The organism is Streptomyces sp. NPDC032822, assembly GCF_055578825.1.
The window spans coordinates 49,243-63,225 of the sequence record NZ_JBVIOL010000014.1; the positions used below are offsets into that span (position 1 = coordinate 49,243).

At 71.3% G+C, this 13,983-nt stretch carries 11 protein-coding genes; 6 read left to right on the forward strand and 5 right to left on the reverse strand.

All coding sequences use genetic code 11. From position 1 onward, the window contains the following. Positions 1 to 31: 31 nt before the first annotated feature. Both ACZ5VD_RS32215 and ACZ5VD_RS32220 read right to left on the reverse strand, forming a co-directional pair. A complete protein-coding gene (locus ACZ5VD_RS32215) occupies positions 32 to 418 on the reverse strand; it encodes a hypothetical protein (protein WP_468551449.1) in 387 nt (128 codons plus the stop codon). A 404-nt stretch (positions 419 to 822) separates the two neighbouring features. Continuing rightward, positions 823 to 1,746: a MurR/RpiR family transcriptional regulator gene (locus tag ACZ5VD_RS32220; protein WP_468551450.1), complete on the reverse strand. Its 924-nt coding sequence runs from the start codon at positions 1,744 to 1,746 to the stop codon at positions 823 to 825. Positions 1,747 to 1,995: 249 nt separating this feature from the next. On the opposite strand from ACZ5VD_RS32220, the gene ACZ5VD_RS32225 reads away from it, so the two are divergent. Then, complete coding sequence (locus tag ACZ5VD_RS32225; protein WP_468551451.1) at positions 1,996 to 2,418, forward strand: DUF3662 domain-containing protein; 423 nt, start codon at positions 1,996 to 1,998, stop codon at positions 2,416 to 2,418. On the opposite strand, the gene ACZ5VD_RS32230 is transcribed toward ACZ5VD_RS32225, so the two are convergent. From ACZ5VD_RS32230 to ACZ5VD_RS32240, 3 genes are all read right to left on the reverse strand, one after another. Next, a complete protein-coding gene (locus ACZ5VD_RS32230) occupies positions 2,406 to 4,085 on the reverse strand; it encodes an ArnT family glycosyltransferase (RefSeq protein ID WP_468684222.1) in 1,680 nt (559 codons plus the stop codon). The genes ACZ5VD_RS32225 and ACZ5VD_RS32230 overlap by 13 nt on opposite strands. A 95-nt stretch (positions 4,086 to 4,180) precedes the next feature. Then, the gene (locus tag ACZ5VD_RS32235) at positions 4,181 to 6,109 is read right to left on the reverse strand and encodes a phosphatase PAP2 family protein (protein ID WP_468684224.1); all 1,929 of its coding nucleotides are present in this window, start codon (positions 6,107 to 6,109) and stop codon (positions 4,181 to 4,183) included. Positions 6,110 to 6,298: 189 nt separating this feature from the next. Next, the gene (locus ACZ5VD_RS32240) at positions 6,299 to 7,207 is read right to left on the reverse strand and encodes an N-acetylglucosamine kinase (protein ID WP_468551454.1); all 909 of its coding nucleotides are present in this window, start codon (positions 7,205 to 7,207) and stop codon (positions 6,299 to 6,301) included. A 323-nt stretch (positions 7,208 to 7,530) separates the two neighbouring features. Between ACZ5VD_RS32240 and ACZ5VD_RS32245 the strand changes: the two genes are divergently transcribed. The 5 genes from ACZ5VD_RS32245 to ACZ5VD_RS32265 all read left to right on the forward strand — a co-directional run bounded on the left by ACZ5VD_RS32245 (position 7,531) and on the right by ACZ5VD_RS32265 (position 13,916). After that, positions 7,531 to 8,661 carry an ROK family transcriptional regulator gene (locus ACZ5VD_RS32245; RefSeq protein WP_468684226.1) on the forward strand — a complete coding sequence of 377 codons (1,131 nt, stop codon included), beginning with the start codon at positions 7,531 to 7,533 and terminating at the stop codon, positions 8,659 to 8,661. Positions 8,662 to 8,938: 277 nt separating this feature from the next. After that, positions 8,939 to 10,267: an extracellular solute-binding protein gene (locus tag ACZ5VD_RS32250; RefSeq protein ID WP_468551456.1), complete on the forward strand. Its 1,329-nt coding sequence runs from the start codon at positions 8,939 to 8,941 to the stop codon at positions 10,265 to 10,267. A 117-nt stretch (positions 10,268 to 10,384) separates the two neighbouring features. After that, the gene (locus tag ACZ5VD_RS32255) at positions 10,385 to 11,296 is read left to right on the forward strand and encodes a carbohydrate ABC transporter permease (RefSeq protein WP_468551457.1); all 912 of its coding nucleotides are present in this window, start codon (positions 10,385 to 10,387) and stop codon (positions 11,294 to 11,296) included. Continuing rightward, positions 11,293 to 12,195, forward strand: coding sequence for a carbohydrate ABC transporter permease (locus ACZ5VD_RS32260; protein WP_468551458.1), 903 nt, complete (start codon positions 11,293 to 11,295; stop codon positions 12,193 to 12,195). Before ACZ5VD_RS32255 ends, ACZ5VD_RS32260 begins: the two co-directional genes overlap by 4 nt. Before the next feature lie 2 nt (positions 12,196 to 12,197). Continuing rightward, complete coding sequence (locus ACZ5VD_RS32265) at positions 12,198 to 13,916, forward strand: hypothetical protein (protein ID WP_468551459.1); 1,719 nt, start codon at positions 12,198 to 12,200, stop codon at positions 13,914 to 13,916. Positions 13,917 to 13,983: the final 67 nt, after the last annotated feature.

Consider the following 13,983-nt stretch of genomic DNA (forward strand, 5'->3'; position numbering starts at 1 on the left):
CCCCGTGCCCGCCCCTCGGACAGGCGCCGGGTCAGCGTCCGTGACCCTGTTCGACCAGCGCCTGGGTGACCGCCCGCACGCTGCGGGCGATGTGCTGGAGCTGCATGACCTCCGCCGCGTACAGCTTGATGGTGTGCTCGATGACCGACTCCGGCAGACCGAGCCCGGGAAGATCGGCCCGCGCGGTCTGCAGGGCGGTGCGGGCGACCCGTACCTCCTGCTGGACCTGGAGCTGCGCGTGCCGGGCGAGCAGCACGGGGTGGCGGATCAGGGCCGGGTAGCTGGCGTAGCGGGCGGGCACCAGCTCGCGCAGCCACTTGGCGGCCGAGCGTTCCCAGTCGTAGCTGCCGGGGGACTTGACCTGGCAGGGCCAGTCCGAGTCGATCCGTGTGGCGGTTCGCGTGGTCGTCAGGGGCATGGTCGTCGCTCCCGGGTGTGCGGCGTCGTGCGGGGTGGTCCGACGGGGTGGGGCGGCCCCGGCCTAGGGGATGACCGGGGCCGCCACGGGCGCTCGCACAGGCGGCGCCCGACCGAACACCCCGGGCGCCGACGCGGGTAGGAGACGGCGGCCCCGGGTGTCCGTGCAGAAGCCCGCGACGGCAGACGGTCCCCGCGCGGCGTGTGGTGCGGCGTGCGCATGGGCGGACCGTTGTCTCTGTGCGGGCGGATGCGGCGGTGGACCGTCTGTCCCGGAATGGCCGGGGGAGCGATCCGTGAGCAGTATTTATATATGCCGTCCGGTTTGCAAGGAGCATGAAAACATTCATGCGGGGTTTGGGACGGATGATCCCCCTGTGTCCCGATGTGGGGGAGGGGGTGGAGTCAGTCCCGCAGGAAGAACTGGTGCTGGTCGGAGATCTGCTCGTAGTCCTCCAGCCGGGCCTGGGTGCGCTCCGGGTCGGCGTCCGTCATGGCCTGCAACAGCGCGGCGGCCATCACGCCGGGCGCGGCGTAGGAGTCGAAGACCAGGCGGGACCCGGTGCCGGTGGCGAAGACGACGTCCGCCTCGTCGGCCACCGGCCCGAGCGCCAGGTCGGTGATCAGCGCGACCTTGAGCCCGGCGCTCCGCGCCACCCGTACCGCGGTCAGGGTCTCCTGGGCGTGCCGGGGCATCGAGAAGGCCAGCACCCAGGTGCCACCCGCCTCGCGGGACTGGAGCAGCGCGTCGTAGGCGACGCTGCCGCCGCGCGTCACCAGCCGGACGTCCGGGTGGACGCGGCGGGCCGCGTAGGCGAAGTACTCGGCCAGGGACGCCGAGATGCGCAGGCCCAGCAGGGTCAGCGGGGTCGAGCGGGACAACTGGCGGCCGATATCGATCAGTTGGTCGGGGTCACCGAAGTCGCGGCGCAGGTTCTCCAGGTTGTCGATCTCGGCGTCGACCGCCGCCTGGAGTTCGTTGCTGCCGTTCTCCTCCGCCGCGAGGGCACCGCCGGCGAGGGCGCCGAGGGCGATCGACTGGAGCTTCTCCCGTAGCGCGGGGTAACCGCTGAAGCCCACCGCCGCGGCGAACCGGGTCACCGACGGCTGGCTCACGCCGACCCGCTCGGCGAGATCGGTGATGGAGAGGAAGGCCGCCTCGGTGATGTGCTCGATCAGGTACTGGGCGATGCGGCGCTGCCCGGGCGACAGTCGCGGCCGGTCGAACAGGCCCCTGAGCTGGGAAGTCGGGGAGGCCTCCGTCTCCGGTGCGGTCTTCCCCGAGGTGATCGCGGATGCCTGGGCGCGCGCCTGCTGCGGCGATGGCACGGCTGCGCCTCCTTTGTCTTCCACAGTGCCTCAACATAGCTCACACACCGTCGTGACCAGGGCTGTCGCACCAGCCCGAGGACCGGCCAGCAGACAGGCCGCGACGACGGTCCGGCCCGCCGCGCGTCATCGGCGCGGATACCCGGGCGCAGGGCGGGAACCCGCCCCCACGGCAACCTTTCGGCACGGCCGACGGCGACTCTCACGTTCGGCACGCGCACCCCGATCCCGCGGCAGGTGAAGAGGCGAATGAGCGCGCTCAGCACGGTGGAACAGGCTCTGGAGAACCGGTGGGAGGCGCTGTGGGCGCGGGTCGTCGACAAGGGGCCGGTCGAACTGCTCGACGCGCTGCGGCACGCATGCGACAGCAACGCGGTCGTGTGCAGCGAGACCCGTGTCGTGGTCCCCAACGCCTACGACGTCGAACTCGCCGACTCCGTGCACGACGAACTGACGCGCCGGGACACCCCGATCGGCCAGGTGCTCACCGACACTCTGATGCGGCACGCCGAACACAAGGGGTACGAGTGGGCGGGCCCCCTCGCCGTGCACATCACCAGGTCGACGCAGGTGCCCAACGGCCGCTACCGGGTGGCCAGTGGCGTGATGGCGCATGTGAGCGCCGACGGCTTCCGGCACACCGCCCCGTCGGACGGACATCACCGGCGATAGATCGTGATCGAATGACCGACCTGGTCGACCGGACGACCGCTGTCGATCAACTCGGCCAGCCGCCCCTTCGCCTTGGCGACCGAGGAGTCCGACACCACCAGCAGTCCGCGCACCTCGCGCACGGGCACCCGGAGCGGATCGGACGCGTCGATGCCGTAGGCGGACGGCACCCCGCTGCCCTTGTACACGAGCCAGATCCGCTGTCCCGGGTACCGCTCGCGCAGCCGGTCGGCGAGCCGGCCGAGGTCCTGTCCCCAGTCGACGTTGGAGTCGTGCAGCCGCAGCCGGGTCTGGGACGGCCCGCCGAACGCCTCGTTGGAGTACGGCAGATAGTAGGGGAACGTCCGCACCGAGCTGAACGCGACGAACAGCACCAGCGCCCCGGTCACCACCGGCACCCACCGGCCCCGTAAGGCCAGGACACAGCCCGCCGCCACCGCGAGGAACATCGGCAGGAAGACCGCGTACCGGGTGCCGAAGTCCCGCGCCCCCTCCATGGCCGCCGCCAGCAGCACCCCGGACGGCAGCAGCAGGTAGGGCGCCACCGGACGCAGCCGTCGCACCGACACCACCACGACGGCGCCCGCCGCCCACAGCGCCAGCATCCCGAGCGGGGTCTTCACCAGCAGGGCGACCGGCAGGTAGTACCAGAGGGACCCGGTGTACACCCGGCCGAACAGGAAGCCCTCCCACGGGTAGTTCTCCAGGCCGAACTGGATACGCATCCCGTCCCGGTACGCCTCCGGGAAGGGCAGCAGCCGCACGAGCAGCCCCCGCTTCCCGTGCACGACCGGCACATACTGCTCGGGCGACCAGCGCAGCCGCGGATCGACGGCCAGATACGACATCCACACGACGGCCACCGCGACCAGCGCCACCACGAGGGCTCCCCCGGCCGCCCGGAGCAGGCGCGCCCGCCGGTCCGGCGTGCCCGCGCCCGCGCACCACACCGACACGGCGGCGAGCACCAGCAGCACCGGGAGTACCGCCAGCGCGCTCATCTTCGTGGCGAGGGCGGCCCCGAGGGCGACTCCGGCGAGCGGCAGACACAGCCGGGGCCGCACGCGTGCCCGCCACAGCAGCCAGACCGACGTCAGCAGGAACCCGGCCATCGGCACGTCCAGCGTGGCCAGCGAGCCGTGGGCGATGACGTCGGGGGAGAAGGCGTAGAGGGCAAGCGCCACCAACCCGCCCGCCGGGCCGGTCAGTTCACGGGCGAAGGTGAAGACGACCAGCCCGAACAGCAGGGTCAGCGCGATCACCGGGAGGCGCGCCCACAGCATCAGCCGCCAGGGGTCGTTGCCGGACTCGTACAACAGGTGCTGCCCGAGGAGGCTCTGGCCACCGGTGAAGGACGGGTCGACCTTCGGGTCGGCCAGCGCCACGCCGACGGCGATCACCAGCTTCCCGAGCGGCGGGTGCTCGGGGTTGTGGCGCACTTGGTGTGTGTGGAGGTAGTCGGCGGCCGTCCCCACGTAGACCGGCTCGTCGATGGTCGGGGTCTGCTGGACGGCGGTGGTCACCATGACGGCGGCCATCTGGGCGAGCAGCACCGCCACGAGCAGGGGCACCAGCCGGCGGCGGAGCCAGGGACGCCTCGGCGCCGGGGTGTCGGGAACCTCGGGCAGCGGGGCCGGTGCCAGGACCGAGTGCCGTTCGTGCGTCATCGTCCGCCCCGCGGCGACACCGGACGGGCGGCGGCGGGAGCGATGCGGCGGCGTCTCATGCGCCTACTCTGCATCAGCTCCCGCCCCCGAGGGTGTTACCGCTTCAGGAGTCGTACCGACAGACCTTCCGCCGTGTAGACGGGTACGGCCCGCAGCGTGTCGGAGTTCAGCTCGACGCGGTCGAACTGGCCGCGCAGCACCGGGGCGCCGAGGACCCGGACCGTGCGGCCCGCGGTCGGCGGCTTCTTCGGGTCGACACGCAGCGACAGCTTGCTGCCCCGGCCGAGGACCGCCCGGCGCGTCACTTCGAGGACCGGCTCCTGGCCCGACCGCAGTGTGACCTCCAGGGTGCTGGACTCCTGGGTGTACGTGCCGTGGACCTGGAGCGACTTGCCCAGCCGGAGCGTACCGCCGGACACCCGGACCTCGCCGTGGCCGAGGGCGTGCGCCGAACCGGCGACCAGCACACCGTCCTTGAGCACGGTGCCGCCCGTGTACCGGTTGTGGCCCGTCAGGGTCAGCGTGCCGGTGCCCCGCTTGGTGAGACCGCCGTCGCCGTCGATGTCGTTGCGCCAGCTGTCGGCCGCCTTGAAGCCGCCGGCCGCCGCGTCGAGCGTGACGCTCACATCGGACTCGAAGGAGCCGTAACCGTCCGCCGCGGCGAACAGGTTGAGCCGCCCCCACTGCTCGAAGCCGTCCAGCAGGACGTACCCCGCGGGCAGCGCGGTCGTCCGCAGCACCGCGCGACGCTGTGCCGCGTCCAGGTACGGCAGCCGGGTCTCCAGCAGCACCTCCGCGCCCTTCGGCACGGTCAGCGGCTCGTCACGCCCGCGCCGGGTCAGCACGTACGTCAACCGGGGCTTGACCGCACACGCGTTGGCGTCCCGGTCGGCGTACGCGTCGGAGGCGTCCGAGTGGGCGTACGCGTACAGGGTGTCCGCCGTCGTGCCGGTCTTCTCCTGGAAGTACGCCAGTGCCTGGGCGCGTGCCGCGGCCTTGAGGTCGGCGTTGGCCGGGTCGGCCAGCGTGGCGGCGGCCAGGGCGGTGGCCATGGTCCGGCCGCCGAGGACGTCGACCGTGGAGTGCATGCCGGACATGATCCGGGTGTGGCTCAGTTCGAAGGCACGGGTCACCAGCTCCTGGAACCGCTCGGGCACCGCGTACGCGAGGCCGAGGGCGGCCAGGTGGAAGGCGTTGGTGTGACCGCTCGGGAACCCGCCGTCGTCCACCGGGGAGGTGCTGCGCTGCCGCAGCAGCTGCGTCACGACGACCACGTCCGAGTCGTACACCGGGTAGCCGAGCGCGTCCTTCGCCCCCGTGTCGACGACCTCGCTGCGCTCGTTCATGCGCCACGGACGCGGGTACTGGAAGGCGTACTTGCCGGGGTTGCCGGAGGCGAACGGGCCGCGCACGGTGTCGACCAGCTTGGCGACCTGGCCGAGCGCCGAGTCGTAGGAGCCCGCGCCGATCGCGGAGCCGGCCGGGGCGCCGGCCGGGACGGCGTCGCTGATGGTGGTGGCGGGCGTGCCCTCGGGGGCCTCGGTGATCGAGGTGACCGCCTTGGCGCCGGTCTTGTACAGGTCGGTCAGCGGGCCGAGGGCCGCGATCATCGCGTAGCTCTGGTGCTGGCGGTCGTAGACGAACGCCTCCTTGGCCTGCGCCTCCGTGCGCGCGGAGGTGAGCCGGGCGCAGTAGCGCATGTTGGCGCGCAGCACCTCGGGCAGCAGCGGGGTGCCGGTGTTCCAGGCGTCGCCGGTCTTCCACACCTTGGCGAAGCCGCCGAGGATCCGGACCACGGCGTTGGTCTCGGGCGTCAGGTTCGTCATGACGTTGGTCTTGTAGTCGTCGACGAACGCGGCGAAGGCCGTGGCCGCCTTCGCGTCGGTGGCGGTCAGCCAGGTGGCGAGGGTGGGCGCGGCGAGCACACCGGCCGAGGCGCCCAGGGACGTCTTGAGGAACCCCCTTCGGTTCACGGCGTGTCCACGGACCGACGAAGGGGAGCGGTGCCCGGCTGGTGACGGCATGCGTCTGCCTCTCTCGAGTTCATCTCTTGAGTTCATCGGCCCTGCGGCCGGAGAAGGGGTGGTGCGGATCGGGGGCGGCTCGCGGGGCGGCGCGTGAGGCGGGGGCCGAACGCGCTGTCCGTGGCCGTACGAGCGTAGATCTACGGGCGAGTCGTGTCGGATCGGGAAGGACACGACGTCCGCCACATGTCATACGAGTGAACGGGCCATCCTCACCGCGCCCTCGACCGGCGGCACTTCGAGGGGCCTCGGCCGGGCGCCCGGCACCCGCTCGGCCAGCGACGACACGAAGGCGTCGTACAGGACGGGCTGGGCGAGGACGGTACTGCCCGCGACCACGACGTCGTCGACGAAGGCTCCACGCGCGGCGAGCCGTTCGACGAGCGCGGCCAGCGACCGGCCACCCGCGGTGATGACCGTGCGGGCTAGCGAGGAGCCGGCCTCCGCGGCGGCGAACACCACGGGTGCGTGGCGGCCCCACTCGGCGGAGATGTCCTGCGCGCTCTCCAGCGCCGCCCCGAGCGCCGGAACCTCGGCGACACCGAACGCGGTGATCAGGCCCTTGGCGAGGGCGTCCGGTTCCGCGCCGCGGTCGTGCGCCGCCCACACGGCCCGTGCGGCCTCGCGGACGAGGCCGGCCGCGCCGCCCTCGTCACCGAGTGCCGCACCCCAGCCGCCGACCTGGACGGGGTCGCCGTCGTCGAGCCGGCCGACCGCGACCGAGCCGGTGCCGGCCACCAGGCCGACGCCCCGCAGCAGACCCGCGGCGGGTACGAGGAGTTCGGCGTCGCCCATGACGAGTGCGGGCGCGTCGAAGTGGAGTTGCAGAGCGGTGCGGATCTGGGCGCACTGCCGGGGGGTCTCGCAGGCGTGCCCGCCCACGGCGACGGCGGACGGCCGGGCGCCCACCGGCAGCGCCTCGGCGACCAGCGCGGCCAGCCAGCCGGCCGCGGCCAACGGGTCGTGCGGCCGCCAGCCGCTGCTGGGGCGGACGTGATCGGCGACGGAGTGCTCGCCCGCGAAGGCGCGCAGCTGGGTCTTGGTGCCGCCCACGTCGATACCGACCACCACGGGGCCGGCGGGGGAAGCGTCCTGCACGGATCCTCTTTCGTCGTTGCGCGGGGCTGCGACGGTGGGCGAACCGTGCCGGCGGGAAGAGACAGGGGAAGTGCTAGGGAAGCCCCGGGACGGGCCTCTGACGGAGCACGGCAGGCGAGTACCGTGACGTTCGTTAGGAAGTTAACTAACGAAGTACAGTGCGTGTCAAGAGAATCGCGCACCCGACCACCGCGGCGTCCCGGACAGGCCGCCGACGGGCGGTCGGCCGCGACGTCAGGGCATCCCCTCACCGCACCCCGCGGAGACCGGAGAACCCCGGGAGCACGGCCCTCGACCTGTGTGGGAGAACTGTGGAACACGACGTGGCGAACGCCCCACGCCTGACCGAGAGCGCGAGCGCGGTGTTCGCCGTACTGGCCGGGGCGGGCACCGCGACCCGGCCCCAGCTGGCGAGCCTGGCCGGCCTGTCCAAACCGACGGTGTCCTCCGCCGTCGCCGAGCTGGAGGGCGCCCGGCTCGCCGCCCACTGGGGCACCGCCTCCGGCGGCACGGGCCGCTCCGCCGCCGTCTACGGGCTCGGGCCGGCCGCCGGCACCGCCCTCGCCGTCGACCTGGGCCCCGCCCTCACCCGAGTACGCGGCTGCGCCCTGGACGGCACCCTGCTCGCCCAGACCGCCGGGTCCCGGCAGGAGGCCGCGGACGTGGTGCGCGAGGCGCTCGCCGCGCTGCCCGACGACGCTCCGCTGCGCAGCATCGTCGTCGCCGTCGGCGACGTCACCGCCCACGAGGACGGCACCGGTGAGCGCCCCGCGACCGCCAAGGCGGGCCCGGTCTTCGACGCGATGGCCGTCGCGCTGCCGCCGGGCGTCCCCGTGCACCTTGAGAACAACGTCAACTGCGCCGCGCTCGCGGAACTGCACGAGGGGGCCGCCCGGGGCCGGAACATCTTCGGCTACCTGCGGATCGGCGTGGGCATCGGCCTCGGCATCGTGGTCGGCGGCCAGGTGCTGCGCGGAGCCAACGGGGCCGCCGGTGAGCTGGCCCGGCTGCCCTACCCCTGGGACGACGGCCGCGAGCCGCGCCACGAGGCACTGGAGGAGTACATCGGTGCCCGCTCCCTGCTGCTCAGAGCGGCCGAGGCCTGGCCGGCCGGTGACGGGCCCTGCCCCGGCACCGCCGAGCAGCTCTTCGCCCTGGCACGTCAGGGCCATGCCGCGGCCTGTGCCGTGATCGGCCGGCACGCCACCGACGTGGGGCGCCTGGCCGCCGCCGTGACCGCCGTACTGGACCCGGGGCTGATCGTGCTGGGCGGCAGCACGGGCGCGGACCCGCAGGTGGTGCCCGGTGTGCGGGCCGAGCTGGCCCGGCTGAGCTGGCCCACCGAAGTGGTCAGCAGCACGGTGGGCGATCTCGGCACGGTCGTGGGCGCTTCCCGGCTCGCGGTCGCCCGGGGAGTCCAAACCGTGACCGAAGCCGCGCGAGCGAAGGATTGACGGCCTCCGACTCGGTCTGCCAATGTCCGGACAAGCGCTTTCTAAGTCGGCCGGGACGCCGACTTGGGGCGAGCGTCCCGCCTGTACTCGACGTACGGCAACCGCACGAGGGCGTGCCCGTGCGGTGACGGCCATGACGGCCGGGGAGCCAGCCCCGCGTGGATGACGCGGCCGGGCGAGGCCGCGCCCTCGGAAAGCGAACATTCCTGACAAAATGCACCCGTGCCGCCTCGGTCGGCGCCGTGCCCCGTCCCCTACGACGAAAAAGGGATCGAAGATGACCACTGTAGGTGTGCGGCGCTCTCGCCGACTCGGCCGTGGCGGCATCCGCCGCCTGGTTCCCCTCGCTGCCGTGGCCTCGGCAGGCGTCATGCTGCTCTCCGCCTGCGGAGGGGGATCCGACTCGGGCGGGACCTCCAAGTCGCTGACGTTCTGGATCTCCACGGTTCCGGGGCAGGACGCGGGCTGGAAGAAGATGGTGGCGCAGTACAAGAAGGAAACCGGCGTCAACGTCAAGCTCGTCAACATCCCCTACGACGGCTACGCGACGAAGCTCCACAACGCCGCGCAGGCGAACTCCCTGCCCGACGTGGCGGCCGTCCCGGCGCTGGACCCGATCTGGTCGAACAAGCTGATCGACCTCAAGTCCATCGCCAACAACAAGACCAACAAGATCAACGCCAACTTCCTCGCCAAGGACTCGTCCGGGAAGGTGCTGGCCATCCCCTCGGACGTCACCGCGTCCGGCCTGTTCATCAACGAGACCCTCTTCAAGAAGGCCGGCGTCTCCGTCCCGGCCTCGCCCCAGAAGACCTGGTCCTGGACCGACTTCATCGCCGCGGCGAACAAGGTCCGCGAGAAGACCGGCGCCAAGTACTCCCTGACGTTCGACCAGTCGCCGTCCCGGCTGCGCGCCATGGTGTACGAGATGGGCGGCAAGTACGTCCACGCGGACTCCTCCGGCACGTTCTCGGTGGACGCGGCGACCAAGAAGGCCGTGAACACCTTCGTCGGATGGAACGACGACAAGACCATGCCGAAGTCGGTGTGGACGAGCGGCGCCGACCCGTCGGCCATGTTCCAGAGCGGTGACGTCGTCGCCTACTGGTCCGGCGTGTGGCAGGTTCCCGCCTTCGCGGACAGCATCAAGAAGTTCGACTGGGCCAGCGTCCCGACTCCCGCCCAGCCGGTACAGGCCAGTGACGTCAACAGCGGCGGCATGACGGTGGGCTTCAACAACAACGCCGACGCGGCCGGTGCCGCGACGAAGTTCCTGTCCTGGCTGTACGAGCCGGCCCACTACCAGGCGCTGTGCGAGGCGTCCGGGTTCCTGCCGGTCGAGAGCGGTCTGAACCCGAAGTACCCCTTCAAGTCCGAGGCGGCGCAGGCGGCGTTCAAGCTCTACAACGAGTCGATCCCGCTCTACGCCCCGATCTCCGGGTACTTCAACAGCGCGCAGACGAAGTGGGTGCTGAAGGGCAAGAGCCTCACCGAGGACCCGACCAAGACGGAGCTCGGCAAGGCGATCAACGGCCAGCAGTCGGCCGACAAGGCCCTGGAGAACATCGTGGCCGGCTACAACCAGCAGGTCGGCGGCGGATCGTAGGCCGACCGGGCCGGGCGGCGGGGTCGGTACACCGCCGCCCGGCCCGTGGACGCCACGTGATGGCGGGCTCATGGCGTGAGCCCACAGCAATCCATTCCACAGCACGGAGTCAGGAAGATGACAAAACGCGCCTCGGACGTGTCCGTGAGCCCGCGCAGGAGACGCAGCACCTACACCCTCGCGCCACTGGTCCTCATCGCGGCCAACGTCGTGCTCTTCGCGCTGTTCTTCGTCTGGCCGGCGGTGATCGGGCTCGTCTACTCCTTCACGAACTACACGGGGGTGGGGGCGTTCCAGTTCATCGGACTGGACAACTACCACAACCTGTTCGGGGACTCCACCTTCTACGACGCGCTGACCCGGACGCTGCTGTACGCCGTGCTCTTCGTGCCGCTGAACTTCGCGGTCTCGCTGCTCACCGCCAACCTGCTGGTGAGCAAGCACGCCAAGGGCGCGTCGGTCGCCCGCGTCATCTTCTTCATCCCGTGGCTTCTGTCGCCCATCGTCGTGGGTGTCCTGTGGCGATGGCTGTTCGGTGAGAACTTCGGACTGGTCAACTACGTCATCGAGAAGCTCGGCGGCAGTGCCGTTCCGTGGCAGTCGAACGCGGACCTGTCGTTGATCGTGGTGGTGATGGCGGCGTCCTGGGCCTGGACGGGCTTCTCGATGCTGCTGTTCATCGCGGCGATCAAGAACGTGCCGGTGTCGTACTACGAGGCGGCCTCGCTCGACGGCGCCGGCCCCTGGCGCCAGTTCATCAGCATCACGCTGCCGAGCATCGCGCCCACCTCGTTCATCGTCATCCTGCTCAACACGATCAACGCGATGAAGGAATACCCGGTGTTCGTCGCCCTCAACAACGGCGGACCCGGAACGTCGAACAACCTGCTGGTCCAGTACATCTACGAGACCGGCTTCAAACGGGGCCAGATCGGCTACGCGAGTGCCGCGTCCTTCGCGCTCATGCTCATCCTGATGGCCGTCGCGATCATCCAGCTGATCGTCAACCGGCGGGTGGAGAACCGATGACAACCACAGACATGCCGCGCCCGGTCGACGCCGACGCCGGACGGCCCGTCTCCAAGAATCGGCCCTACAAGGCGGGCAGCGGTGGGCTCCGGCGGGCGGTGCCCGCGACGACACTGCTGTGGATCCTGGCGTGCCTGTACGGGCTGCCGGTGCTGTGGTTCATCCTCAGCTCCCTCAAGCCCGCCAGCGACCTGTTCTCGTATCCGCTCACGCTGGTACCGCACAACCCCACCCTGTCGGGTTACGAGGCCGCGTGGCGCAGTGCCAACTTCTCCCAGTACTTCATCAACACGGCCATCGTGTGCGTGATCACGACGATCCTCACCGTGGGAGTCAGCTGCTGCACCGGGTACGCGCTGGCCAAGTACGACAACAGGTGGCTCAAGGCCTTCTTCATCTGCATCCTGGCCACCACGATGCTGCCGTCCGAGGTCATGCTCGCCCCCGAGTTCCTGGTGGTCCGCAACCTCGGCCTCTACAACTCGTTCGCCGGCATCATCCTCCCGGCCGTGCTCACCGCGACCGGATGCTTCATGTTCCGCCAGTTCTTCCTGACGGTTCCCGACGAACTCGTGGAAGCGGCACGCATCGACGGCGCCCGCGAACTGTCGATCTTCCTGCGGATCATGGTGCCGATCTCCCGGCCCATCATGCTGACCCTCGCCATCCTGTCCTTCCAGTGGCGGTGGAACGACTACATCTGGCCGCTGCTGATGCTGAACGACCCGAACAAGTTCACCGTGCAGATCGGCATCCAGAGCATCGTGGGTGCGCAGAACATCAACTGGTCGGTCCTGCTCGGTGCGTCGGTGATCTCCATGATCCCCCTGATCGCCATCTTCCTGGTCTTCCAGCGCTACGTGATGAGCGCCGACATCAACGCCGGACTGAAGGACTGACCGTGCCCACCGTGCTCGACCACGAGTTCGTCCGCGCGGTGGCCGACGCCGCCGACCGGACGGCCGTCCCACTGGCGGCCGGCCCCGACGAGGACCCCGCCGGTGTGCCGCACCGTGGTCTGGCACGCCGGGTGAAGACCCTGGTCGCGGCCTACCGGTCCCCGGACTCGGCACTGCACGGCAGCGGGCGGGCCGTCGCCGCCGCGATGACCCACCTGCGTGCCCTGCGGGCCGCGCAGACCACCAGCGGCCTCTTCGCCGGCGGCGACAACGTGCAGTCGCCGCCGGACTCCGGCTTCACCGTCAACGACGTGTGCGACGCCCACGTCCTCGCCGCCGGCGGGGGGCCGGAACTGAGCGAGGTCACGGCCGCGCTCGCCGAGATCGCCGGCGCCACCACCGGCAGTCTCCTGACCGGTGGGGTGCACACCCCGAACCACCGCTGGGAGCTGTGCGCGGCGCTGGCCCGGCTGCACCGGTCCTTCCCGGACGGCCGGCTGCTCGACCGCGTCGAGGAGTGGCTCTCCGAGGGCGTCGACATCGACGCGGAGGGCCTGTACTCGGAACGCAGCGCCAACTACGCGGCCCACGTGTCCAACCCGTCGCTGCTGCTGCTGGCCGGCGTGCTCGGCCGCGCCGACCTGCTGGACGCCGTCGAACGCAATCTCGCCACCACCCTGGACCTCATCAGGCCGGACGGCACGGTGGAGACCGTCCACTCGCGACGGCAGGACCAGAACCACCCGTTCCCGCTGGCGCCCTACCTGCCGCACTACCGGCTGCTCGCGATCCGCACCGGCCGGGGCGACTTCGCCCGGGCGGCGCGACTGGCGGCGGCCGGCGGTGTCGACGACCCCGACCTGCTCGCCGAGACCCTCCTCACCCCGGACCTGTGCCGCCCCCTGCCGGCTCCGGCGGCTCAGACACTTCCGCGCGATCGGTACCTCTCCACCGCAGGCCTCGCCGCACGCGCCTCGGCCACCGCGCACACGGTGGTGTACGGCGGCTCCGACGTGCCCGAACACCGGCGCATCCGCTCGGGCCTGGCCTGCAACCCCACCTTCCTGCGCCTGTTCGCCGGCGACGCCGTCCTCGACGCCGTCCGCCTCTCCCGGGGCTTCTTCGACCTGGGCCCGTTCCGCGCCGCCGACATGCGACGGCCCGCCGACAACCGGTACCGGCTCACCCAGACCCTCACGGCCGCCTACTACCAGCCGCTCCCGAAGGACGAGAGGCGGGACGACGGCGTCTACCGGCTGGTGGACGACGGACGTTTCTCGGCCTCGATGGCCTTCCCCGACCGGCCTCGGGACGAGGTCTCCCACACGACCCGTGTCGAGGTGGACCTGCGGGAGGACGGCGCCGACCTGCGGATCGACATCAGCGGTCCCCGGGTGCCCTGGGCCCTCGAACTGACCTTCCGGCCGGGCGGCGTGCTTGAGGGCGCCCTACCGATCGGCGACGACCGCTGGTGCCTGACGGGCGGGCCGATGACCTACCGGGTCGGTGACGACGAGATCCGGGTCGAGGCCGCCCTGGAGGCAGGCGAACCGCTCGCCGGGCCGGACCGGAGCGACGTACTGCGGTACGACCCGGGTCAGGACTACACGGTGGTGGGCGGCACCGACGCGACGACCGGCAACCGCGTCCATATCGGTGGACTCGGCCCGCACACCCTGACCGTCGCGCTGCGCGCCCGCCGGCCCGCCCCCGTCGTGTGACCCCGACGAACCACGCCATGGCCGTCCCAGGCATGAAGGGCTGATCCCCGTGGACCTCACGTCCCCT